Raw genomic sequence first — 23,358 nt, forward strand, 5'->3', positions numbered from 1 at the left:
ACGAGAAAGGCGCGTAATGGCCAAACAGTTCGCATCTGCAGGTGATCTCACAGAGAAGAAGATATCGTTTGATGAGATCGGGCGAGACCTCTGGGCCTTCACGGCCGAGGGCGATCCCAATTCGGGCATCATCATCGGCGACGAGTCGGTGATGGTGATCGAGGCGCAGGCAACACCACGCCTTGCCGAAAAGGTGATCGAGAAGGTGCGGTCCGTTACCGATAAGCCGATCAGCCATCTGGTTTTGACGCATTATCACGCCGTGCGCGTTCTGGGCGCGTCTGCCTACAGGGCACCGACCGTGATCATGAGCGACAAGGCACGTTCGATGGTGGTGGAGCGGGGCCAGGAAGACTGGGACTCGGAATTCGTGCGGTTCCCGCGTCTCTTTCAGGGGCATGAATCGATCCCCGGTCTGACCTGGCCGACAACGACCTTTTCCAGTTCCATGACGGTCTATCTCGGCAAGCGCCGGGTGGACCTGATGTTCCTTGGCCGGGCGCACACGGCTGGCGACATCGTGGCCTTCGTGCCGGACGCCAATGTGATGTTCACCGGAGACATCGTGGAGCATCACTCGGCCTGCTATTGCGGCGACGGGCATTTCCACGACTGGCCGACGACGCTGGAGGAAATCCGCGCCTTCGACCTCGACGCCATTGCGCCGGGACGTGGCGGTGCGCTGGTGGGGCAGGCCATGGTCAATGAAGCGCTGGATCTGACCAGCGATTTCGTGATGTCCACCTATCAGCCGGTGGCGCGGGTGGCGCAGGGTGGCGGCACGCTGAAGGAGGCCTGGGACGCCTGCCGCGCGGCGTGTGACCCGAAATTCTCCGATTATGCAATCTACGAGCATTGCCTGCCGTTCAACGTGGCGCGGGCCTATGACGAGGCACTGGGCATCGACACCCCACGCATCTGGACCGCAGAGCGCGACAGGCAGATGTGGGAGGCGCTGCAGGGGTAACGTGATGAAGCGGGCCGGCGCGACGTTTGAAAGACGCGCGCCATCGACATCATGCCCGGAGTTGAGGGTTGTGAACTGGAAGAGGTTTGAGCTGCTTCTTTTTCTGAGGAGAAACAGCTGCAAGGGAGGGTGAAATCCAATGCCGCGTTACGAGTACAATCCCTTTCCCTATAAAGCGCCGCCGGAACTCGCCGGGGGACATGTGGGGCAGTACCCGGTGGTGGTGATCGGCGCCGGGCCTGTGGGGCTCGCGGCGGCGATCGACCTTGCGCAGCGCGGCGTGTCCGTCGTCGTGCTCGACGACAACGATGTCGTATCGGTGGGTAGCCGGGCGATCTGCTGGTCGAAGCGTTCGCTTGAGATTTTCGACCGGCTTGGCGTCGGCGAGCGGATGGTGGAGAAGGGCGTAACCTGGAAGGTTGGGCGGCTTTTCCACCGCGACCGCGAGGTGTGGAATTTCGACCTTCTGCCGGAGGAAGGGCACAAGATGCCCGCCTTCATCAATCTGCAGCAGTATTATGTCGAGCAGTATCTGGTGGAGCGGGCGGGCGAACTTTCCGAACTGGTCGATCTGCGCTGGAAGAACCGGGTTGTCGGGCTTGAGCAGGCGGGCGGCGATGTGCGCCTTCAGGTGGAAACGCCGGACGGCACCTATGAAATGGATGCTGCCTGGGTGGTCGCCTGCGACGGCGCGCGCTCGCCCGTGCGTTCCATGATGGGGCTCGATTTTGCGGGCCAGGTGTTCGAGGAGCGCTTCCTGATCGCCGATGTGGAGATGAAAGCGGACTTTCCCTCCGAGCGCTGGTTCTGGTTCGAACCATCTTTCCACAAGGGTCAATCGGCGCTCCTGCACAAGCAGCCGGACGATATTTACCGTATCGACCTGCAGCTTGGCCCGGATGCGGATCCGGACGAGGAAAAAAAGCCGGAGAACGTCATCCCGCGCATCGCCAAGGTGATCGGGCATTCGAAATTCGAGCTCGACTGGGTGTCGGTCTACACCTTCCAGTGCCGCAGGCTGGAGCGCTTCGTGCATGATCGGGTAATCTTTGCTGGCGACAGCGCGCATATTGTTTCGCCTTTCGGCGCGCGCGGTGGCAATGGCGGCATTCAGGACGTCGACAATCTGGGCTGGAAGCTGGCGCTTGTGGCCAAGGGCGAGGCGCCGGCCTCGCTGATCAGAACCTATGACGAAGAGCGCATTCTGGGCGCTGACGAGAATATTCTGCACTCGGCGAGGTCGACCTCTTTCATGACGCCGAAGAGCGACATGGAGCGCATGTTCCGCGACAGCGTTCTGGCGCTTTCGGCGGATCACGATTTCGCGCGGCGGCTGGTGAATTCGGGCCGGTTGTCGAAGCCCTGTTCGCTGGCTGGCTGCACATTGCAGGCGGCGTGGGATGGCGAGAGCCCGCTTGCGCCGGGCGAAGCGATGGCCGATGCACCGGTGCGTGTCGGGGGGCGTCCATCCTGGCTGCTAGGCGAAGCGGGTGGCGGTTTCGTGCTTCTGGCGGTCGACTGTGACCCGCCCATCGGCCTGCCGGCCGGGCTGCATGTGGTGCAGGTGACGAAGCCCGGCGCTTCGGCGGTGGATGGCGTGGCGCATGTCGAGGATAGTGAGGGCGCGGTTGCCGCCCGCTATGGCGCGGGGCTGCTCTATCTGGTGCGGCCCGACCAGCATGTGGCGGCGGTCTTCACGGCATCGGACGCGCATGAGATCGCGGCGGCGATGACCCATGCGATGGGGAGGGAATGAGGATGGACAGGATCGAGATCGGCCAGGACCGGCTGGGCGCGGCAGGCGATGATTTCTATGCCGCGCTGATGGCGGCGCATGAGGGACTGAGCTTCGAGGAGAGCGCACGTCTCAACGCAAGACTGGTGCTGCTCCTGGCCAATCAGGTGGGTGATCTGGAAGTGATCCGCGCGGTGCTCAGGGCAGCGCGCGGCAACTAGGCAGGGCGGGCGGGCCGGTTCGGGATCAGTCCGCGAGCGCACTCAGGGCCAGGGCGGGACGATCTGGTCCGCCGTTACTTCGTCGGTGTAGTTGTTGCCGAAATGGGTCCGGATATACGTCACCACATCGACGATCTGCTGGTCGGTGAGCATATCGCCCATTGCCGGCATGGCCTTCTGCCCGTGTGTAATGACGAAGATCGCATATTCGGGGTATTCGAGATTTTCATTGCTTGCCAGGGACGGATAGCGGCCAGCACCGGTCGCGCCTTTCCCGTCGGGCATGTGACAACCCTGGCATATGGCCTTGTAGATGTTTTCGCCACCGGTAACCGTAACCCTGCCAGCATCGCTGGGTGGTGCGCCATCCTCGGTATGTGCAGGGGCGACAAACATCATCGAAGCAGCGATGCACAGCACTAAGGCTTTCGTTCGCATGGCGGGCTCCTTTACACTCAAATTGTCACCCGTTCAGGACGCGGTCGTGGAGGCGGGAGATGGCGTCCAGGCCGGAGAGGAGCGCTCCTTCCTGCCATCCCGGCAGATAGGAAACATGCTCGCCGGCCATCAGTGTGCGGCCGTCGAACCCTGTTGCCCGGCTGTAATCGGCTTCTCTGTTTCTCCAGACCCCGTAACATCCCAGCGCCCAGGGTACGCGATGCCATCCGACGCTCACCCCGCTGGAAAACTCCTTCCGGTATTGCGGGTGGATCATGGCGCCGTATTCGAGAGCCTTGCGTATGCGTTCTTCCGGTTCCATGGCGGTGAATTGATAGGCCGCAGCGTCCCAGCTATAGCCGCCGACGAGCACGCCCTTGCCGCCGGAGAGATAGTCGCCCGAGGGGTAGCAGATCAGCGAGATGGGGAGATCGGTATAGGAGATGCCGCCATAGATCTGTTCATCCTCCTCCCAGAACCGGCGATTGAACTCGAGGCCGAATTTGATGGACTCCGCATAGTGAAGCTTGTCGATCACGCCCTTCATCGAGCCTGAAAAATTGTTTTCGATCTGGCCGAGGATGGAGAACGGAATGGTGCAGATGCACCAGTCAGCCTGGGTTTCCTGAGGTTCTCCTTCGCTGCCGGTGTCTTCATAGGTCACGGTCACGCCGGCCCCGTCCTGCTGGATCGAGGTGACCTTTGCATTGTAGCGGATCAGGTCCCTGATCTCGCGCTCGAACGCCTGAGCGATCATGTCCATACCACCGACGGGCTGGAACATGGTCTCCTGATGATCAACGGTCTCGGCTTCTGCAAGCCATTGCCATAAGCGTGATTGAAGAATAGCACCCGGGCCAATCGGCTCGGAGGGGCTTGGCGCGGCTCCCGCACCGCCGCCCGGCCATCTCTGGAAGCCGCGGTATCCGCTGGTGTGCAGGCCTTTTACATAGGCGTAGTCTTTGTCGAGCATGCCACTGATGCGCAGCGATTCCAGCAGCATCTCCCTGTCTTCATCACTGACCATCTCGTCTAGGCCACCCTGATTGGCGGCTTTTGCGAGGAGTTCGGCGGTATGACCGCGATAGTCGGTGGCAATCTCGCGGAAACGCTGTGGCCGCCCGCCAAAGGCGTTGACGGAGTGGAGGTAGGCATTGTGGTTTTTCTGAATAAAGGGCTCGAGCCTGACGCCGAGGCGCCGGCAGTAGTCAAGGACGGCGTGGTGATGGTGGGGAATGCGCCAGGGGCCGGGATTGAAATAGTTGCCTTCGGCATAACCGATATCCTGCTGGAAACCTCCAAGCTCCGTGTAGGTATCGCCTCCGCGCAAGGTCCAGCACCGTCCGCCGGCTTTTTCCCGGTATTCCAGTAACTCGACCTCGTAGCCAACTGCACGCAACTCGAGTGCCGCTGCCATGCCGGCAAGCCCCGCCCCAAGAATGAGAACCTTCACCGGCCCGGGATCGCCCTGGAGCTTGACCGGCCCCTGATAGGTCGACGCCCTGGCATGCCCAAGCGTTGTCATCGCCTGGTAGAGAGCCGCGCCGCCGGCCGTTGCACCGATCATCGTCAGGAGGTCGCGGCGTGACATCCGTCCAAATGCGCGTTGCATCATCCTGTACTCCTTGCCTGTTTGGCCAAGGGGTATCATCGCGCTGTCTGGCGTGCCGAAAAAGGTAATATTGAGTAAAGATTTTGAACTATTTCTCTTTTGTTTAGATGGTATAAGCTACGCATTGAAATTTATATAGTTGGCAAAATTAAAAAAAAGACCGCCGTTGGGCGGTCTTTTTGATAAACGTGTCTTGAAGGGGTCAAGTTACTCGGCTGCATCCACCTTGATGACGCCGCGGCGGATCTGGTCTTCTTCGATGCTTTCGAACAGGGCGCGGAAATTGCCTTCGCCGAAACCTTCGTCGCCCTTGCGCTGGATGAACTCGAAGAAGATCGGTCCGATGACGGTCTTTGAGAAGATCTGCAGGAGGATCTTGGTCATGCCGCCATTCACCACGCCTTCGCCATCGATCAGGATGCCGTGCTTCTTCATGCGTTCGATGGGCTCGTCGTGGCCCTGCACACGGTCGAAGCTCTTCTCGTAGTAGACCTCCGGCGGGCCTGGCATGAATTTGAGCCCGTTGTCGGCGAGCCTGTCGGTGGCGTCGTATATGCCGTCCGTGCCGACCGCGATGTGCTGGATGCCTTCGCCTTTATACTTCTTCAGATACTCGACGATCTGGCTCGTGTCGTCCTTCGATTCGTTGAGCGGGATGCGGATCTTGCCGCAGGGGCTGGTGATCGCGCGGGAGACAAGGCCGGTGATGCGGCCGTCAATGTCGAAATAGTGAATCTGCGAGAAGCCGAAGAGCTCATGGTAGAAATCCCACCATTTGTCCATATTGCCGCGATAGACGTTGTGGGTGAGGTGATCGAGGTAATAGAAGCCGACGCCTTCAGGCCGCGGGTTTTTCTCGCCCAGCCATTCGAATTCCGCGTCGTAGACAGACCCTTTCTCGCCATAGGTGTCGATGAAATAGATCAGCGAGCCGCCGATGCCGACAATGGCGGGCACGTCGAGTGTTTTGTCATCGCCTTCATAAGGCGTCGCACCCTTGGAAACGGCATGATTGAAGGCGTGACTGGCATCGACCACGCGCCATGCCATGGAGGACGCGCAGGGGCCGTGATCCTCGACAAAGCGCATGGCTTGGCTGCCGGGCTCCGCGTTGAGAAGATAATTGATATCGCCCTGCCGCCAGACGGATACCTTTTTGGTCCTGTGGCGGGCGACTTCCACGTAACCCATCTTCGTGAACAGTTCGGCGAGTTTTTCCGGTTCCGAATGCGCAAACTCAACGAACTCGAACCCGTCGGTGCCGGCAGGGTTTTCTTCGCTGATTTTCGGCGGCGGTGCGTCGTGGGGGAACGGACCCATGGATTAACTCCTCCTGATCTGGGAACATATGGACGTGTTCAAACGTCATATGCACATTTTACGCCGCATGAACTGCACGCGGCTTGCATTATGGGGCGTGTTTTGTGAGAAATGCGCACTTATCATGCATCAAAGAGGAGAATTGCATGGCTGATGCGCGTATTGATGGTTATGACCGCAAGATATTATCCCTCCTGCAGGTCGATGCGCGACTGACCAACAATGATCTGTCGGAACGGGTAAACCTGTCCCCCTCGCAATGTTCGCGCCGCCGGCAGAGGCTTGAGGAAGAGGGCTACATCCGCGGCTATGCGGCCATGCTCGACCGGGACAGGCTCGGCTTTCCGCTCGTCAACATCATCACGGTGACGCTTGCCACGCACAACCCCGACAATGCACGTCGTTTCGGCGAGTTGCTCGCCCGTCTGCCCGAAGTGCAGGAAGCGCACGCGCTGACAGGCGAAATGGACTACATCCTCAAAGTGGTAACGCCCGACCTGAAATCGCTTTCGGATTTCGTCAATGGCGTGCTCCTGCCTCATGACTCGGTGCAGCATGTGAAAAGTGCCATCGTGCTCGAGACGCTGAAGGAAACAGGCGCCCTGCCGCTTTGAGATTTTGCGTTACAAACATGGCTGGAAATTTCTCTTTATTGTTACATAATTTCCGCTAAAGTCTCGGTGGACGAGAGGCGGGATTCCAGTGGATACTCGGCTCTCAGGCGATCGTGCGGAGATGGGAGAAGCTTCAAACGGTATCGCCGGCGAATATAGAGCGTCGTTTCCGACGCTTCGGGGCATGCAATCGGGAGGAGAAGCATGAAACCATTTTCCGTCAGAAAACTGGCCCTGGCGGCTGCCGTTGCGGCAACCGGGCTCATCGGGGCCACGGCCTCGTCATGGGCGCAGGAGGTAACGCTCAGGCTACACCAGTTCCTGCCGCCGCAGGCCAATGTGCCAAAGCTGGTTCTGGACCCCTGGGCGGACAAGGTGGAACAGGAATCGGGTGGGCGCATCAAGATCGAGCGCTACCCTGCCATGCAGCTCGGCGGCACACCGCCGCAGCTCTACGATCAGGCGCGTGACGGCATCGTTGATATCGTCTGGACCCTGCCGGGCTCCAATCCGGGCCGCTTCCCCTCGACGGAAGTGTTCGAACTTCCCTTCATGATGACCAATGCCGAGGCGACCTCGCGCGCCTATTGGGACCTGTTCGAAAAGCACATGAAGGATACGGAGTTCAAGGACACGCATGTGCTGGGTGTCTGGGTTCACGGCCCCGGCATGCTCCACTCCAAGGAGCCGATCGAGAAGCTCGACGATCTGAAGGGCATGAAGATCCGTGCACCCACGCGCATCATCAACTCGCTGCTCGGCCAGCTTGGCGCGACGCCGGTGGGCATGCCGGTGCCGCAGATCACAGAAGCGCTCTCCAAGGGCGTGATCGATGGCTGCGTGATCCCGTGGGAAGTCACGCCAGCGCTGAAAGTGCCGGAGCTCGTGTCGAACCATACGGAGTTTGGCGGCGATCACGCGCTCTATACGACGACCTTCGTGCTGGCGATGAACAAGGCGAAGTATGACAGCCTGCCGGATGACCTGAAAAAGGTGCTCGACGACAATTCCGGCCAGGAATTCGCAGCCTTCGCCGGCAGCACGCAGGCCGGTGCGGACGTTCCAAGCCGCAAAATCGCGGTCGATCGCGGCAACAACATCATCGAGATCAGCGCTGAAGACACGGAAACCTGGAAAGAAGCGGCGGCACCCGTCTACGAACAGTGGGTGACCGAAATGAAGGACAAGGGGATCGACGGCCAGATGCTGATCGACGAGGCCCGTGCCTTGATCGACAAATACACCAGTCAGTGAGGCTGACACGGCCATGACAGACGGGGCGGGCTGCGAAGCCTGCCCCGTTTTTTGGGACACGGTTGAGCATTTTGCAGTCGGGTGGAAACACCTCCCGCCCGCACAAATGCGGGGAGACCAACCGAAAGAGCGGAGAAACGTTTCCGTGAAACGGTCAACCGCTCTATCGTGTCGAGACCCAAGCTTGCGAAGGCGACAACCGCTGGCTAACGTTTCCGGACCCAGCGCAAGAATGAGAAAACCAAGCAGGAACGCCATGGGACGGGACGGGGCATGAGACTATCGAGCATTGTTGTCTGGCTGGCTAGGGTGATGGCCATTCTGGGCGGCATCGTTCTGGCGGCGGTCATCGTCATGACCGTGGCCAGCATCACCGGTCGCGCGCTGGTGCGCTTTGGCCTTGGTCCCGTGCCAGGTGACTTCGAGCTCGTTCAGGCCGGTGTCGGCTTTGCGGTTTTCGCGTTTCTGCCCTGGTGTCAACTCAATCGCGGGCACGCCACGGTGGACATATTCACCACCTTTCTGCCGAACAGCGTGAACCACATGATCGACCTGGTGACCGAGATCATCATGACGCTGGTTCTCGTGCTGATCGCCCGTCAGCTCTATTACGGCATGCTCGACAAGCTGAGCTATAACGAGACCACCTTCATCCTGCAGTTTCCGCTCTGGTGGCCCTATGCGGCCTGCCTCGTGGCAGCGGTGATTGCGGTGATCGTGTCATTTTACATGATCCTCGTGCGCTATCGCGAACTGAAGGTTGGCACACCGATGCCTGAGCCCGGACAGGGGAGCCTCCATTGACCAATCTTGAAATCGGGCTCTGGTCCTTTCCGCTTCTCCTGCTTCTGATTTTCGTGCGTCTGCCCATCGGTCTCGCCATGCTCCTGTGCGGGCTTGGCGGAACATGGCTCGTGTTCGGCAATGTCACGCCTGTGCTGGCCAAGCTGAAAAACGAAACCTATTCGACCTTTTCCGGTTACTCGCTCTCCATCGTTCCGCTGTTTCTGCTGATGGGGCAGTTTGCAACGCTGGGCGGCATGTCGCGGGCGCTGTTCAAGGCGGCTGAAACCTGGATGGGGCACAAGCGCGGCGGTGTGGCCATGGCGGCTGTGGGTGCATGTGCGGGTTTCGGAGCGATCTGCGGATCATCCCTCGCAACGGCTGCAACCATGAGCCAGGTGGCACTGCCGGAACTGCGCCGCTATGGCTATTCGGGTGCACTTGCCACGGGAACGCTCGCGGCAGGTGGCACACTCGGCATTCTCATTCCGCCATCGGTTATCCTCGTCATCTATGCGATCCTGACCGAGCAGAACATCGCCAAGCTTTTCGTCGCCGCTTTTGTGCCGGGCGTCCTTGCGGCCATCGGCTACATGATCGCGATCTCGATCTATGTGCGGCTGTGGCCGAACTCGGCTGGAACACGCGAGCGTGCGCCTTATGCGGAACGGATGCGGGCGCTGCTCGATGTGTGGCCGGTTCTGGTGGTGTTTCTGGCGGTTGTCGGCGGCATTTATCTTGGCGTTTTCACACCGACCGAAGGCGCTGCCGTGGGTGCCGCCGGCACCGGGCTGATCGCGCTCGTGAATGGCGGGCTGACCCGCGAGACCTTCGTTGAATCGATCCTCGCCACGGCAACCGCCACGGCGATGATTTTCTTCATCGTGCTGGGGGCCGGCTTCTACAACTCGTTTCTGGCGCTGGCGCAGGTGCCGCAGCAGATGGCGGCATTCGTGAGCGAGCAGGGCTACAGCCCGTGGATGGTGCTGACGCTGATCCTGCTGCTTTATCTCGTATTCGGCTGCGTGATGGACTCGCTCTCCATGATCCTGCTCACCATTCCGATCTTTTTTCCGATCGTGACCGTTCTCGATTTCGGTCTGGGGGCGGAGGAGTTTGCCATCTGGTTCGGCATTCTCGTTCTGATCGTGGTGGAGGTGGGGCTGATCACGCCACCGGTGGGCATGAACCTCTTCGTGCTTAACTCGATGGCGAAGGACACGCCGATTTCGGCGACCTATCGTGGCGTGATGCCCTTCGTGATCAGCGACATTGTGCGCGTGGCGCTGCTGACGCTGTTTCCGACAATCTCGCTGTTCCTGATGCGCTGGCTCTACTGACGGCGGGATGGAGGGTGGGTTGCATCGATGGGGTGCGCGGTTCGCCCTTCGACATACTCAGGAAGCTCACCATGAGGGATGTGGTGTATTGCCTGGAAGTTGGTCGCTGATGTTCCCGGCAGGTCTTGCTGCCCTACACCCTCCCTCATGGTGAGCTTGTCGAACCTCGCACCGCACTGTTGCCACCCCAAGTCGCTTCGGAGAGGCTAGAGACCGCGCTCCTGAATGATACCGTAGAGATTGGCCGAGCGGGTGCCGCTGCGGCAATAGGCAAAGACCGGGCCGGGCAGTTCCCTGAGGGCGGTGGCCATGTCTGTGACGTCATCGATTGTCATGGCACCGGAGACGACCGGCACATGGCGGAAGGACAGGCCGGCCTCTTTCGCCGCTTTTGAAATGGTCTCGACCGTGGGCTGTCCGGCGTCCTCACCATCGGGCCTGTTGCAGACGATGCTCTTGTATCCGGCCTGCTTGATGGCGGCGATGTCTTCCGGCGCGATCTGCGGGGACACTGCGTAGTCGTCCGAAATTTTCTTGATATCCATGGTGTTCCTCACTGAGTCACGCGTTTTTCGGCGGCAGAGAAGCGCCGTTTGAGGGATTTGGCAACAAGAATGCCGGCGATGAGCGAGGCGAGGAACACAATCGTGTCCGAATAGCCGAGCCCGAGGGCCGGGATCGCCGCACCCGGACAGAAGCCGGCAATGCCCCAGCCGATGCCGAAAACGGCAGCGCCGCCGATCAGTTGCGGGTCGAGATCGCTTCGTGTCGGGAGCTGGAAGCGCTCGGCGAAAAATGGCTTCTCGCGCGTGCCGAAGAGGAGACGGTAGCCGAGGGCAGCGACCGCAAGCCCACCGCCCATCACGAAGGCGAGGCTTGGATCCCAGGTGCCCGCGAGATCGAAGAAATTCAGTACCTTTGCGGGATTGATCATGCCCGATAGCGCGATGCCGGCACCGAACAGAAGGCCGGCGATGAGGGCTGCGACAAGCTGTTTCATCGGTCAGCCTCCGAACACGTGACGAATGATGAACACGGTGACGAGAGCGGTAGCCATGAAGGTGATGACGGCAACGATGGATCGGATGGAACCGCGCGATATGCCGCAGACACCGTGCCCGCTCGGACAGCCATTGCCGAAGGTGACACCAATGCCGACAAGAACACCGCCGATGACGAGCGCGGCGGTGGAGACGGGCACCTGGAAGGGGATTGCCGCACCGCTCAGCATCAGAAACAGGGGCGCGGCGATGGCGCCGATGATGAAAGCGGCGCGCCAGTGCCAGGCGTTTTCCTGTGGGGGAAGGAGGCCTGACAGAATGCCCGTCATGCCGGCCACCCGGCCGTTGAAGGCCATAAGCACCACTGCGGCAAGACCGATCAGCGCGCCGCCGGCGAGTGAGGCTATGGGTGTAAACTCGGTCATTTCTGCAACTCCGTCGCCATGAGATCAAAGGCGATCTGAATATGGGGTCACGCCTGCCTCAATGCCAAGGGGAGGACGGCGAGTTGTCTAAACAAGATCGCCAAACCCGCCGCCTGTCAGCGCGAGCTGGCGAAGGATGGGAGCGGGTTCGAAAACGCGATTGCCGGTCTTCCGGTGCCAGTGCTCCAGCCGCTCGACGATTGTCTTGATGCCGAAGCGCTCGGCCCAGAACATCGGCCCGCCCTTGGCAACCGGGAAGCCGTAGCCATTGACCCACACGACATCGATGTCGGAGGCGCGGGCGGCGATGCGCTCTTCGAGGATCTTCGCGCCCTCGTTGATCATCGGGTAGAGCGTGCGCTCGGTGATCTCGTCCGCACTGATTTCGCGGCGTTCCACGCCAAGCTCGGCTGCCTTCTTCTCGATGAGCTCCTGAACGAAGGGATCGGGTTTTGGCGTGCGGGAGCCTTCTTCATAGAGATAAAAGCCGCGGCCGGTCTTCTGGCCGAAATGGCCTGCCTCGCACAGCGTGTCGCCGATAGGGGCGGTGAGGCCCTGCGACTGGCGGTGTTTCCAGCTGATGTCGAGACCGGCGAGGTCGACCATCTGGAACGGGCCCATGGGCCAGCCGAAATCGGTGAACACACGGTCCACCTGTTCGGGCGTCGCGCCGGAAAGGAGCAGGTCCTCGTTCTGCTCGCGCCGGGCGGCGAGCATGCGGTTGCCGACGAACCCGTTGCACACGCCGACGACGACGGGAACCTTGCCGATCTTGCGGGCGAGCGCCAGCGCTGTCTTGATGACATCTGGGGCTGTCTCTTCGCCGCGCACGATCTCCAAAAGCTTCATGACATGGGCAGGCGAGAAGAAATGGAGGCCGACCACATCCTGCGGGCGGCTGGTGGTGGCGGCGATCTCGTTCACATCGAGATAGGAGGTGTTGGAGGCGAGTATGGCGCCGGGCTTCAGCACGCCGCCGAGTGCGGTGAAGACCTGACGCTTCACGCCCATATCCTCGAACACGGCCTCGATGACGATGTCGCAATCGGCAAGGTCGGCATAATGGGTGGTGCCGGAGATGCGCCCCGTGCGGGCCTCTTTTTCCTCAGCCGTGATAGAGCCGCGCTTTACCGATCCCGCATAGGTCTTGTCGATGTGGGCGAGACCGCGCGCGATGGCGTCCTCGTTCATCTCCAGAATGGTGACGGGAATGCCGCCATTGGCAAGCGCCATGGCAATGCCCGCACCCATGGTGCCGGCACCGATGACGCCGGCACGCGCGATCTTTCGCGCCTCGGTCTCGCGGGGAATGCCGGGCACGCGGGTTGCCTCGCGGGTGGCAAAGAAGAGATGGCGCTGGGCGGCGGATTCTTCGCTGTCGCGGCGCTCCAGAAAGAGTTCGCGCTCGCGGTCGAGGGCTGCATCGAACTCCATGGTGATGGCATTGCGGACGGCTTCTGCCGCCGTGTGCGGCGCGGTGAGACCGCGCGCTTTTTTCGTCACTGCCTTCACGGCCTCATCGAAGGCGGCGAGGTCGATGGCGAGTTTTTCGCTGCGGGCGCGGATATGGATGTGCGGCTTCCGGGATGTCGCCATGTCGCGGGCGAAGGCCACGGCCTCGGCCAGAAGATCGCTCTCGGCCACGCGGTCGACCGCTCCGAGCCGGGCGGCTTCGTCCATGCCGATGGGCTTGCCGGAGACGATCATCTTCAGCGCGGCTTCCGGCCCGACGAGGCGGGGCAGGCGCACCGTGCCACCGGCGCCGGGAATGAGGCCGAGATTGACCTCGGGCAGGCCGATCATCGCGGACCTGTCTGCAATACGGTAGTGGCAGCCGAGTGCCAGCTCCAGCCCACCGCCAAGCGCTGTGCCGTGGATCGCGGCAACGGTGGGTTTGTCGATGCTTTCCAGCTTTTCGATCAGGTCGGGGAGGCTTGGCTCCTTCGGCGGTTTGCCGAACTCGGAAATGTCGGCACCGGCAATAAAGGTGCGACCCGCGCAGGCGATGACGATGGCCTGAACCGTATCGTCCGCATTGGCCTCTCCAAGCGCTTCGAAGAGAGGTGCGCGCAGTGCGTGGCCGAGCGCGTTGACCGGCGGATTGTCCAGAGTGAGGACGGCAATGCCATTGTCGCGGGTGATCTTTACGGTGTCGCTCATTCGGGGTCCTCTTGTCATCCAAAGTGCCGGCAGCGCCGGTTCAGGCGGCGGGCGTGGTCTCGCGCAGAAAATTTGCAATCAGGGCGGCAGTCGCCTCGGGCTGTTCGATACAGGGCAGGTGGCCGGCGTCTGCGATGATTTCGAAGCGGGCACCTTCGATCAGATTCGACAGTTCCCGCACCAGATCGGGTGGGGTGGAACCGTCCTGATCACCAACGATGCAAAGCGTTGGCAGCTTTAGGGCGCGGGTGTCCTCGGTGAGATCGGCGTCACGCAGGGCAAAGCAGGTGCCGGCGTAACCATCGACCGTGGTGCGGGTGAGCATGGCGGTGTAACCGATGAAAGGGGCGTTCTCCGGTGCGCGGAAAGAGGGCGTGAACCAGCGCTGGAGAATGCCATCGGCGATGGCCGCGATGCCTGTTTCGTTTACGGCTTCGATGCGGCTGTTCCACAGCTCGTCATGGCCGATTTTATGGCCAGTGTCGCACAGCACGAGGCGGGAGACGAGATGCGGCCAGCGGGCGGCGAGCCCCTGCGCGATCATGCCGCCAACGGAGAGGCCGACAATGGTCGCGCCTGTGATGTCGAGATGGTCGAGCAGGGCGGCGAGATCATCGACGTGATCGCTCAGCGCATAGGGCTGGGGCGTGGCTTCGGAGAGGCCGTGGCCGCGCTTGTCGTAAAGGACGATGCGATAATCGGCTTCGAGCCGCGCGACGACGGCATCCCAGATGCGAAAGTCGGTTCCGAGCGAGCTGGAGAAGACGAGAACGGGCTTGCCGACCGTTCCCCGCACCTCGTGATGAATGACGACGCCGTTGACGCGCGTGAAGTTCATGCACCTGCCTCCCATGGTTTGCCGCAAGGCGGCTTCTGTATGGGAGAAGGGGAAGGCGTCGTCAATGATTTGAAGATTGAAACGCCGTTAGCCAGCCATCTTCATGGTCACTTCGCCATTCAGCGAATTGGAGACAGTGCAGCGGGCCTTGGCGCGCTTGATGAGCTCCGCGCACTCTTCCTCGCCGGGCATTGTGTCGAGCGAAACGGTGGCGTCATAGCTGCCGATGCGGTCGGGCAGATCCTCGGCCTTCTTGCCGGAAACCTCGACAGAGACCTGCCCGACATCGATCTTCATCTCCTGCGCGGCGTGATGGAAGGAGAGGGCAAGGCAGGCACCGAGCGCGGAGATCATGAAATCGACCGGCGTTCCCGCCTCTTCCGTGGAGGGCGAGGTGATGGCGATATTCTGTTTGGGTGCGGTGTCGACATGGATCACCTTGCCGGGGCCGATGGCGGTGGTGAAGGGGCCGTAGGTCTTTGCTTTGATGCGGATCGCCATGTGAAACTCCAGAAAGGCAATTCAGATCGCTCACATGTAGTGGTGTGGCGTGACCGCGTCCAGCGGCAGTGCTTCAGGGGCTGTCTTCTCGCTGACGCGGTGGCTCGTCTTCGATCAGGATGCGTTCGGCCGCGCCGTCGAGATCGTCATACTGGCCGCTCTTGAGCGACCAGAGGAAGGCGGCGAGGCCGGCGGCTCCCAGAAAAAGCGCTATCGGGATCAGCACCACGAGATTGGTCATTGCGTTGCCTCGACATGGGATTGCCCGGTCATGCCGTGACGACTGCCAGCGCGCAGGCGCAGCGCGTTGCCGATGACGATCAGCGAGGAGAGCGACATGGCGATGGCCGCCACCAGTGGCGTGACATGGCCGAGAACGGCGATCGGCACGGCCAGAACATTGTAGGCAATGGCGAGGCCGAAGTTCTGGCGGATCAGACGACCGGCGCGGCGCGACACGTCACGGGCAAGCGGCACGGCCAGCATGGTCTCGCGCAGGAAAACGAAATCAGCGGCATTGCGGCCAATGTCTGCCGCCGTGGCAGGGGCCATGGAGACGTGCGCGGCGGCGAGGGCGGGGGCGTCGTTCAACCCGTCGCCGACCATCAGAACCTTGCGGCCTTCGGAAGCGAGCGCACGCATGCGCTCAAGCTTGTCGCCGGGAAGGACACTTGCCTGAAAACACTCGACACCCAGCCTGGCAGCGATGTCGCTGACCTGTTCGGCGCTGTCGCCGGAGATGATTTCCACGGCGACGCCGTTTTCTTTCAGGTGAGAAATTGCCTCTTTCGCCCCGGGGCGAAGCCGGTCCTCGAAACGGAAAGTGGCGTATTTCCCGCCATCGCGGGAAAGGACCGTTCCGCCTGCCTGGTTCTCATGCGCATTCGTGCTGCCGAGCGACCAGCCCGCGCGGCCAAGCCGCCAGACGGTTTCGCCCGCGCGGGCTTCGATGCCGAGGCCCGGCATTTCCTCAACACTGTCGAACGTATCCGTCGCCCGCAGCGAACCGGCAGCGCGCAGGATCGCGCGGGAAAAGGGATGGCGGGAATGCGCTGCAAGGGCGGCGGCGGTTGACAATGCATCCGGCGTTATCTCGTCCGCATTGCGCAGTTCGGGGATGCCGAGCGTCAGCGTCCCGGTCTTGTCGAAGACGGCGGTGTCGATCTCGGCGAGGCGTTCCATCGCGGCGCCATCCTTGACCATGATGCCGTTTTCGAAGAGACGCCGCGCGGCAACCACCTGAACGATGGGAACCGCAAGGCCGAGCGCGCAGGGGCAGGTGATGATGAGCACGGCAATGGCGATGGTGATGGCGCGGTGCCAGTCGCCACTTGCCGCCATCCAGCCGAGAAAGGTGAGGAAGGCGGTGGCGTGAACCACGGGCGAATAGAGTGCCGAGGCACGGTCCGCCAGCCGGCGATAGCGTGCCCGCCCGCCTTCTGCCACCTCCATCAGGCGCATCATCTCGGCGAGGAAGGAGGTCCCGGCGGTGGCGGTTGCCTCAACGATGAGCGGCTGGGTGAGATTGAGCATGCCGGCGCGTAGGTCGCTGCCGGGTTTCACCGGCTGCGGTGCGCTTTCGCCGGTGGCCATGGAGCAGTCGAGTTCGGACGAACCTTTCAGAACGATCCCGTCGACGGGCACGCGCTCACCGGCGGCGACCACCAGCTTCATGCCGGTGGTGACTTCCTGCAAGGGGAGGTAATCGCGCCCACCATCCTCGGCAATGACCAGCGCGCCGCGCGGCGCCAGGCGGGCGAGCCCCTTGACGGCGGTGCGCGCGCGCTCGCGCATCACGTGGTCGAGCGTGCGGCCGATCAGCAGGAAGAAGAGAAGCGAAACGGAGGCATCGAAATAGGCGTGCTGGCCGCTGTTGATGGTCTCGTAGAGGCTGAGCCCGTAGGCCAGCGAGATGCCAAGGGCGATGGGCACATCCATGTTCATGCGTCCGTGGCGGAGCGCATTGAGGGCCGAGCGGTAGAAGATGCCACCGGCAAACACCAGCGCGGGCAGGGCGATCAGCGCTGAAAGCCAGTGAAAGAGGTCGCGCGTCGCCTGTTCCGCACCCGACCAGACAGACACGGAAAGAAGCATGATGTTGCCGGCGGCAAATCCGGAGATCGCCACGGCGCGGATGAGCTGGGAGAGAACCGGATCCCCGCCGGTCTCGACACTGTCGAAAAGGTGGGCGGCGTAGCCGAGCCTGTTCAGCGTGTCGATGATGGGCGGCAGTGCGCCCTCGCGCCACTTCACGCTGACGCGCTTGGTGGAAAGATTGACGCGCGCACCTGCCACGCCGTCGAGCCTGCCGAGGGCGGATTCGATTGTCTGAATGCACGCGCCGCAATGGACGCCGGGAACGGAAAGATCGGTCTGTTGCAGGCCTTCCCCGACAGAGAGGCTTGCGAGTACGAGTTCTTCGGCGCGCGGACCGGCTTCACGGGCCTGTTCGGCTTCCAGCGCCATTTCGGTGCCGGGGGCGCAGCAGCTCATCTGAGTTCTCCGCCGACAATCGTGATGCGTCGCACATCGCGATAGGGATGCTCGAGGCCCGCTTGGGCGGTGATGTTGATGACCCAGGTGCCGTCGCCGGGGCCGTGATCGACGCCGAAGCCGCCATCGGAACGACGTTGCATTTGAAGGGTAACGTCTTCGTCGGCGGTGACAGGACGGTGCATCACCATTGTGACGCTCTCGAGCGGGATCGGATCGCCGCTCGCATCGAGAAGGCGGTAGGTGATTGCGTCTCCCTCAACGGAAAGCTCGCCCTTCCAGCCGAGTGCTGCCTGCTGGCGGCCTTCTTCCGCGCGTTCGTTGAAGGTCTGGCTCGCCACATAGGTGTTTTTGACGATCAGGCCGGTCCAGCTCGACTGCGCGTAGAAGGCCATGGTCAGATTGACCGTGATGATGACGCCGAAAAAGGCGACCATGATGGCGAGCATGTGCCAGCCGGTGAATTCCTTCTGTTTCTGCACTTTGCCGCTCATCGTGAACCCTCCGGGATGTTGAAGCTGGCCCTGTAGACATCGCTTTCGAAACTTGCCTTGTCTTCGACGACGAAGCGGAATGAGGTGTCTGCCTCGCTCAGCCGGTCTGCCGGCAGGGTGACGAAGATGCGCACCTCGCGCAGACGATCCGGATCGACAGGCACGGCTGCAGAACGGTCGTCCGGCTGGTCGAGCCCGACCACATTCATGGTTGCGCCGGTGAGGCCTTCGAGCGACACGAGGATGACGCGTGGTTCCGGGATCATGTTCAACAGCTTGACCGTATAGCCATTGCGCACCGAGCCATCCGACAGAAGCACATATTGCGGATTGCGGTCGTGGAGTACGTTGACCTCCAGCCGGTCGCGCGTCAGCAGGGCATAGAGCATGACGAGCCCGACGAGCGACCAGGCGCCGAAATAGACGAAGGTGCGCAGGCGAAAGATCTTGCGCCAGTGGAAATGCGCGACCCTGTCGCTGAGGCCGCCACCTTCCCGGCGCACGCGGTCGGGATTGATGGTCTCCGTGCCGCCGGCTGTCGCCAGCGCCATATTGGCGTTGTAGTCGGAAAGTGTTGCGTAGGAGATGAGACCGCGTTCGCGCCCGAGCTTGTCCATCACGCCGTCGCACGCATCGATGCACAGCGCGCAGGTGATGCATTCGAGCTGCTGGCCGTCGCGGATGTCGATGCCCATGGGGCAGACGGCAACGCAGGCATTGCAGTCCACGCAGTCGCCCACGGTTCTGCCCTCGGCGGCCGCCTTCTTGGCATGGCGCGAGCGAGGCTCGCCGCGCCAGTCATTGTAGGTGACGGTGAGCGAGTTTTCGTCCAGCATGGCCGCCTGAATGCGTGGCCACGGGCACATATAGGTGCAGACCTGCTCGCGCATGAGGCCGCCGAACAGATAGGTGGTTGCGGTGAGAACGGCGATGGTCATGTAGGCGACGGGAGCCGCCTGAGCGGTTGCGATATCGACGAGAAGCGATGGTGCGTCGGCGAAATAGAAGACCCACGCGCCGCCGGTCGCCACGGCGATGAGAACCCAGATCAAGTGTTTTGCGGAGCGTTTGGCGAGCTTGCTGGCGGAGAACGGTGCGGCATCGAGCTTGATGCGGGCATTGCGGTCGCCCTCAATGGCGCGTTCCACCACGAGGAAGAGGTCGACCCAGACGGTCTGCGGACAGGTATAACCGCACCATGCCCGGCCCACCGTGGAGGTGATCAGGAAAAGTCCGATGCCGGCCATGACAAGCAGGCCCGCGATATAGAAAAATTCCTGCGGCCAGATCTCGATGAAGAAGAAATAGAACCGCCGGTTGGCGAGATCGATCAGAACCGCCTGATCGGGCGCATAGGGGCCGCGATCCCAGCGCAGCCATGGGGTGAGATAGTAGATGCCGAGCGTGGCGAACATGATGAGCCATTTGAAGCGGCGGAACTGCCCGGAAGCGCGTTTCGGGAAGATTTTCTTGCGCGGAGCGTAGAGCGGCTGGCGTTTGCCGGCAGTGTTTACCGCTTCGGCGTCGATACGCTCCACGGCCTCTCGGGAAGCGGTGCTGCTGGCTGCGTTTTCGGTGGCAAGTGTCATTTCGGCGGCTCGCAAACTGCTCTTTGAGCCTATCGTCTAGCGGCCGGAAACACCTCGGGCATTGATCCCGATCAAAGCGGGAGGCTGGGAGGCCGAACCCCGGCCTGTTTGGCCGGGATTCGCTGTGCGTTGTGGGTAGGGGCTACTCGCCGCCGCCGAGCGAGTGTACGTAGACAGAAAGCTGCTTGACGGTCGGGTCTCCAAGCCGCTCCTGCCAGGCCGGCATGACGCCGTGCTTAGGCTGGCGCACCTGTGCCGCGATCTGGGCTTCGCTGGAACCGTAGAGCCAGATCGCATCGGCAAGGTTTGGTGCGCCGAAGGTGACGTCGCCCTCACCGGCATCGCCATGGCAGGAGGCGCAATTGTCGGCGTAAACCTGCGCACCGGCTTCGGCCAGAGCCGGATCGGACGGCGTTGCGGTGAAGGAGACCACATGGGCCGCCACCTGACGGATCTCGTCACGGCTCAGAATGTCGCCGAAGGCCGGCATCTCGCCAAAGCGCGTATCGTCGTCGCCGTCAAACCTGACACCGTGCGCGATCGTCTGGTGGATCGCCTCGATGTCGCCGCCCCACAGCCAGTCGTCGTCGTTGAGGTTGGGATAACCGGCAGAGCCCTGCGCGCCTGAACCATGGCACTGCGAGCAGTTGACCTTGAAAGCGGCGTCACCGGCTGCGGTGGCAAAACGGCGCAGCGTTTCGTCGGCGAGGATTTCATCCAGCGGCTTTTTGGCGATGGCTGCGCGCAAATCCGCCTGCTCAGCCGAGACAGCGTCCATGGTGGTGGTGAGCTCCTGACGGCTCGAATAACCCAGAACGCCCTTGGTGGCGTCGCTGATGAGCGGCCATGCCGGATAGGCGATCGTGTAGCCTATGGACCAGACGATGGTGGCGTAGAAGGTCCACACCCACCAGCGGGGCATGGGGTTGTCGAGCTCGCGAATGCCGTCCCACTCATGGCCGGTGGTCGAGACGCCCGAGACCTCGTCGATATGCTTGTTCTCACTCATCTCAATCGTCCTTCAGCGGGATGCGTGCGGCTTCATCGGCGCTCTTCCTGCTTCCGGGGCGGAAGGCAAAAAGAACCGTGCCGACGAAGAAGAAGGCCATGAAGAGAAGGCCCCAGCTATCGGCGAACTGCCGGAGCGCGGTATAGGCTTCCATGATCTTTCCTCCTCAGCGATAGCCGGCGGCTTCGTCATAGGTCGAGAAATCGACCAGCGTGCCGAGCATCTGCAGATAGGCGACCAGCGCATCCATTTCGGTGAGCGCATCGGGGTTGCCGTCGAAATCGCCGAGCACCGCCTTTGGGTAGCGTTCTTCGAGACCGGACGTGTCCGCGTTGGGGTCGGCCTGGGCGCGAATATCCGCATTGGCGTTGGTGATCATTTCTTCCGTGTAGGGCACGCCGACACGCAGATTGGCGATCAGCTCGGTCGAGAAATCGTTAATCTCCAGCGGCGTGTCCTTGAGGAACGCGTAGCTGGGCATGATCGATTCCGGCACCACGGAGCGCGGCTCGATCAGGTGATCCACATGCCATTCGTTGGAGTATCTGGCCCCGACACGGGCGAGATCCGGGCCCGTGCGCTTCGACCCCCACTGGAAGGGATGATCGTACATGGACTCCGCAGCGAGGCTGTAATTGCCATAGCGCTCCACCTCATCGCGGAAGGGACGGATCATCTGGCTGTGGCAGGTGTAGCAGCCCTCGCGGATGTAGATGTTGCGACCGGCCAGCTCCAGCGGTGAATAAGGGCGCATGCCCTCCACCTTCTCGATGGTGTTCTCCAGATAGAACAGAGGCACGATCTCGACGATGCCGCCGATTGTCACCACCAGGAACGACCCGACCAGAAGGAGCGTGGCGTTCTTCTCGATGATCTTGTGTTTGTCCAGCAATGCCATCGTCAGGGCTCCTTAACCGGCACTTTGAAGGGAAGGGGCGGGTTGGGCGACGGCGCCGCCGATCGGCGCTTCCTTGCGCTCATGGCCAAGGATGGTCATGACCAGATTGTAGGCCATGACGATGCCACCGAGCAGGAAGAGAACGCCGCCCAGCGCGCGCACCACATAATAGGGGTGCATGGCGGCGACGGTTTCGGCGAACGAGTAGACCAGGAAGCCCTGATCGTCGTACTCGCGCCACATCAGGCCCTGCTGGATGCCCGACACCCACATGACGGCCGCGTAGACGACGATGCCGAGGGTTGCGAGCCAGAAGTGCCAGGTGACGAGCCGCAGCGAATAAAGCCGCTCGCGGTTCCACAGTTTCGGCACGAGGTAGTAGAGCGCGCCGAAGGTGATCATGCCGACCCAGCCGAGTGCGCCCGAATGCACGTGGCCGATGGTCCAGTCCGTGTAGTGCGACAGCGAGTTGACCGCCTTGACCGACATCAGCGGGCCTTCGAAGGTGGACATGCCGTAGAAGGCGACGGCCAGAACCATCATGCGGATGATCGGGTCGGTGCGCAGCTTGTCCCAGGCGCCCGAAAGCGTCATCAGACCGTTGATCATGCCGCCCCAGGAGGGCATCCACAGCATGATGGAGAACACCATGCCCAGCGTCTGTGCCCAGTCGGGCAGAGCGGTGTAATGGAGGTGGTGTGGGCCGGCCCAGATATAGAGGAAGATCAACGCCCAGAAGTGGATGATCGACAGGCGGTAGGAATAGACCGGGCGGTTCACCTGCTTGGGGATGAAGTAGTACATCATGCCCAGGAAGCCGGCGGTCAGGAAGAAGCCAACCGCATTATGGCCGTACCACCATTGCGTCAGCGCATCCTGCACGCCGGCGAAAAGCGAATAGCTCTTGGAACCGAAGGGCGAGACCGGAACCGCCAGGTTGTTCACCACATGCAGCATGGCGATGGTCACGATGAACGACAGGTAGAACCAGTTCGCCACATAGATGTGCGGCTCCTTGCGCCTGAAGATCGTGCCCAGGAAGACGATGAGATAAGCGACCCAGACGATGGTGAGGAACAGGTCCACATACCATTCGGGCTCTGCATATTCACGGCTCTGGGTGATGCCGAGCAGATAGCCGGTTGCCGCCATGACGATGAAGAGCTGATAGCCCCAGAACACGAACCAGGCGAGATTGCCGCCGAAGAGGCGGGCCCGGCAGGTGCGCTGCACCACATAGAAGGACGTGGCGATGAGCGCGTTGCCGCCGAAGGCGAAGACGACCGCGGATGTGTGCAGCGGGCGGGTCCGGCCGAAATTGAACCAGGGCTCGATGTTGAGGTCGGGGTAGGCGAGCTGCAGCGCGACCAGCACGCCAACGAGGAACCCGACAATGCCCCACAGCGTCGTGGCGATGACGCCATAACGCACCGGGCCATCCATATAGCCGTCAGTGTCGGGCCTTAACGGAATCGATGCTGCCCCCGCGGGCGCGAAGTGCGTGTTGCGCATCAATACGATCGCCGATCCAAGCAGGACAAAGAACAGGACCCACATATGGGCCTGAAAGGCTGAATCCTGCGCCAGACCCGCAGCGGCCAGTGCTGCAAACGCAGCCAGGCTGACCAGTACGATCTCGGTGCCAAATCTCATTGCTGTTTCCCCA

24 protein-coding genes are annotated in these 23,358 nt (G+C 61.8%); 7 read left to right on the top strand and 17 right to left on the bottom strand.

The window, feature by feature from the left end:
* Positions 1–16 precede the first annotated feature (16 nt).
* The 3 genes from BLW55_RS16430 to BLW55_RS16440 all read left to right on the top strand — a co-directional run bounded on the left by BLW55_RS16430 (position 17) and on the right by BLW55_RS16440 (position 2,923).
* Complete coding sequence (locus BLW55_RS16430) at positions 17–967, top strand: MBL fold metallo-hydrolase (protein ID WP_090329506.1); 951 nt, start codon at positions 17–19, stop codon at positions 965–967.
* 139 nt (positions 968–1,106) lie between these two features.
* A complete protein-coding gene (locus BLW55_RS16435) occupies positions 1,107–2,723 on the top strand; it encodes an FAD-dependent oxidoreductase (RefSeq protein ID WP_090329507.1) in 1,617 nt (538 codons plus the stop codon).
* 2 nt (positions 2,724–2,725) lie between these two features.
* Positions 2,726–2,923: a DUF2783 domain-containing protein gene (locus BLW55_RS16440; protein WP_007010125.1), complete on the top strand. Its 198-nt coding sequence runs from the start codon at positions 2,726–2,728 to the stop codon at positions 2,921–2,923.
* Positions 2,924–2,965: 42 nt separating this feature from the next.
* Here BLW55_RS16440 and BLW55_RS16445 read toward each other — a convergent pair whose 3' ends face one another.
* The 3 genes from BLW55_RS16445 to hppD form a co-directional block, all read right to left on the bottom strand.
* Entirely contained in the window at positions 2,966–3,361 is a 396-nt protein-coding gene (locus BLW55_RS16445) for a c-type cytochrome (protein WP_025030509.1), read from the bottom strand.
* A 25-nt stretch (positions 3,362–3,386) separates the two neighbouring features.
* Positions 3,387–4,976 (bottom strand): flavin monoamine oxidase family protein, encoded by a 1,590-nt coding sequence (locus tag BLW55_RS16450; protein ID WP_342027740.1) that lies wholly within the window; start codon positions 4,974–4,976, stop codon positions 3,387–3,389.
* A gap of 204 nt (positions 4,977–5,180) precedes the next feature.
* On the bottom strand, positions 5,181–6,293 hold the full coding sequence (gene hppD, locus BLW55_RS16455; RefSeq protein ID WP_090329509.1) for a 4-hydroxyphenylpyruvate dioxygenase: 1,113 nt from the start codon (positions 6,291–6,293) through the stop codon (positions 5,181–5,183).
* A gap of 146 nt (positions 6,294–6,439) precedes the next feature.
* On the opposite strand from hppD, the gene BLW55_RS16460 reads away from it, so the two are divergent.
* The 4 genes from BLW55_RS16460 to BLW55_RS16475 all read left to right on the top strand — a co-directional run bounded on the left by BLW55_RS16460 (position 6,440) and on the right by BLW55_RS16475 (position 10,284).
* Entirely contained in the window at positions 6,440–6,907 is a 468-nt protein-coding gene (locus BLW55_RS16460; protein WP_007009005.1) for an Lrp/AsnC family transcriptional regulator, read from the top strand.
* A 204-nt stretch (positions 6,908–7,111) separates the two neighbouring features.
* Positions 7,112–8,161 carry a TRAP transporter substrate-binding protein gene (locus BLW55_RS16465; protein WP_007009006.1) on the top strand — a complete coding sequence of 350 codons (1,050 nt, stop codon included), beginning with the start codon at positions 7,112–7,114 and terminating at the stop codon, positions 8,159–8,161.
* Positions 8,162–8,434: 273 nt separating this feature from the next.
* Positions 8,435–8,965 (top strand): TRAP transporter small permease, encoded by a 531-nt coding sequence (locus BLW55_RS16470; RefSeq protein WP_007009007.1) that lies wholly within the window; start codon positions 8,435–8,437, stop codon positions 8,963–8,965.
* Positions 8,962–10,284: a TRAP transporter large permease gene (locus BLW55_RS16475; RefSeq protein WP_090329510.1), complete on the top strand. Its 1,323-nt coding sequence runs from the start codon at positions 8,962–8,964 to the stop codon at positions 10,282–10,284. The genes BLW55_RS16470 and BLW55_RS16475 overlap by 4 nt, the downstream gene beginning before the upstream one ends.
* A 206-nt stretch (positions 10,285–10,490) precedes the next feature.
* Here the strand turns inward: BLW55_RS16475 and BLW55_RS16480 are convergent, their stop codons facing one another.
* The 14 genes from BLW55_RS16480 to ccoN form a co-directional block, all read right to left on the bottom strand.
* The gene (locus BLW55_RS16480; protein ID WP_090329511.1) at positions 10,491–10,829 is read right to left on the bottom strand and encodes a protein tyrosine phosphatase family protein; all 339 of its coding nucleotides are present in this window, start codon (positions 10,827–10,829) and stop codon (positions 10,491–10,493) included.
* Positions 10,830–10,837: 8 nt separating this feature from the next.
* The gene (locus BLW55_RS16485; protein ID WP_025030514.1) at positions 10,838–11,284 is read right to left on the bottom strand and encodes a DUF6691 family protein; all 447 of its coding nucleotides are present in this window, start codon (positions 11,282–11,284) and stop codon (positions 10,838–10,840) included.
* A gap of 3 nt (positions 11,285–11,287) precedes the next feature.
* The gene (locus BLW55_RS16490; protein ID WP_090329512.1) at positions 11,288–11,710 is read right to left on the bottom strand and encodes a YeeE/YedE family protein; all 423 of its coding nucleotides are present in this window, start codon (positions 11,708–11,710) and stop codon (positions 11,288–11,290) included.
* 87 nt (positions 11,711–11,797) lie between these two features.
* On the bottom strand, positions 11,798–13,870 hold the full coding sequence (locus BLW55_RS16495) for a 3-hydroxyacyl-CoA dehydrogenase NAD-binding domain-containing protein (protein ID WP_090329513.1): 2,073 nt from the start codon (positions 13,868–13,870) through the stop codon (positions 11,798–11,800).
* A 40-nt stretch (positions 13,871–13,910) separates the two neighbouring features.
* Positions 13,911–14,708 carry a 3-oxoadipate enol-lactonase gene (gene pcaD, locus BLW55_RS16500; protein ID WP_090329514.1) on the bottom strand — a complete coding sequence of 266 codons (798 nt, stop codon included), beginning with the start codon at positions 14,706–14,708 and terminating at the stop codon, positions 13,911–13,913.
* A gap of 87 nt (positions 14,709–14,795) precedes the next feature.
* Positions 14,796–15,209 (bottom strand): OsmC family protein, encoded by a 414-nt coding sequence (locus BLW55_RS16505; RefSeq protein ID WP_090329515.1) that lies wholly within the window; start codon positions 15,207–15,209, stop codon positions 14,796–14,798.
* Between the two features lie 73 nt (positions 15,210–15,282).
* Positions 15,283–15,450, bottom strand: coding sequence for a cbb3-type cytochrome oxidase assembly protein CcoS (gene ccoS / locus BLW55_RS16510; protein WP_007009016.1), 168 nt, complete (start codon positions 15,448–15,450; stop codon positions 15,283–15,285).
* Positions 15,447–17,702, bottom strand: coding sequence for a cation-translocating P-type ATPase (locus BLW55_RS16515; protein ID WP_090329516.1), 2,256 nt, complete (start codon positions 17,700–17,702; stop codon positions 15,447–15,449). The genes ccoS and BLW55_RS16515 overlap by 4 nt, the downstream gene beginning before the upstream one ends.
* Positions 17,699–18,196 carry a FixH family protein gene (locus BLW55_RS16520; protein WP_090329517.1) on the bottom strand — a complete coding sequence of 166 codons (498 nt, stop codon included), beginning with the start codon at positions 18,194–18,196 and terminating at the stop codon, positions 17,699–17,701. The genes BLW55_RS16515 and BLW55_RS16520 overlap by 4 nt, the downstream gene beginning before the upstream one ends.
* A complete protein-coding gene (gene ccoG, locus BLW55_RS16525; RefSeq protein WP_090329518.1) occupies positions 18,193–19,785 on the bottom strand; it encodes a cytochrome c oxidase accessory protein CcoG in 1,593 nt (530 codons plus the stop codon). Before ccoG ends, BLW55_RS16520 begins: the two co-directional genes overlap by 4 nt.
* A gap of 142 nt (positions 19,786–19,927) precedes the next feature.
* Positions 19,928–20,794: a cytochrome-c oxidase, cbb3-type subunit III gene (gene ccoP / locus BLW55_RS16530; protein WP_090329519.1), complete on the bottom strand. Its 867-nt coding sequence runs from the start codon at positions 20,792–20,794 to the stop codon at positions 19,928–19,930.
* Position 20,795: 1 nt separating this feature from the next.
* Entirely contained in the window at positions 20,796–20,948 is a 153-nt protein-coding gene (locus BLW55_RS16535) for a cbb3-type cytochrome c oxidase subunit 3 (RefSeq protein WP_090329520.1), read from the bottom strand.
* 12 nt (positions 20,949–20,960) lie between these two features.
* Positions 20,961–21,692: a cytochrome-c oxidase, cbb3-type subunit II gene (ccoO, locus tag BLW55_RS16540; protein WP_090329521.1), complete on the bottom strand. Its 732-nt coding sequence runs from the start codon at positions 21,690–21,692 to the stop codon at positions 20,961–20,963.
* A 12-nt stretch (positions 21,693–21,704) separates the two neighbouring features.
* Entirely contained in the window at positions 21,705–23,345 is a 1,641-nt protein-coding gene (ccoN, locus tag BLW55_RS16545; protein WP_090329522.1) for a cytochrome-c oxidase, cbb3-type subunit I, read from the bottom strand.
* Positions 23,346–23,358: the final 13 nt, after the last annotated feature.

Source organism: Nitratireductor aquibiodomus, from assembly GCF_900105565.1.
GTDB lineage: Bacteria > Pseudomonadota > Alphaproteobacteria > Rhizobiales > Rhizobiaceae > Nitratireductor > Nitratireductor aquibiodomus.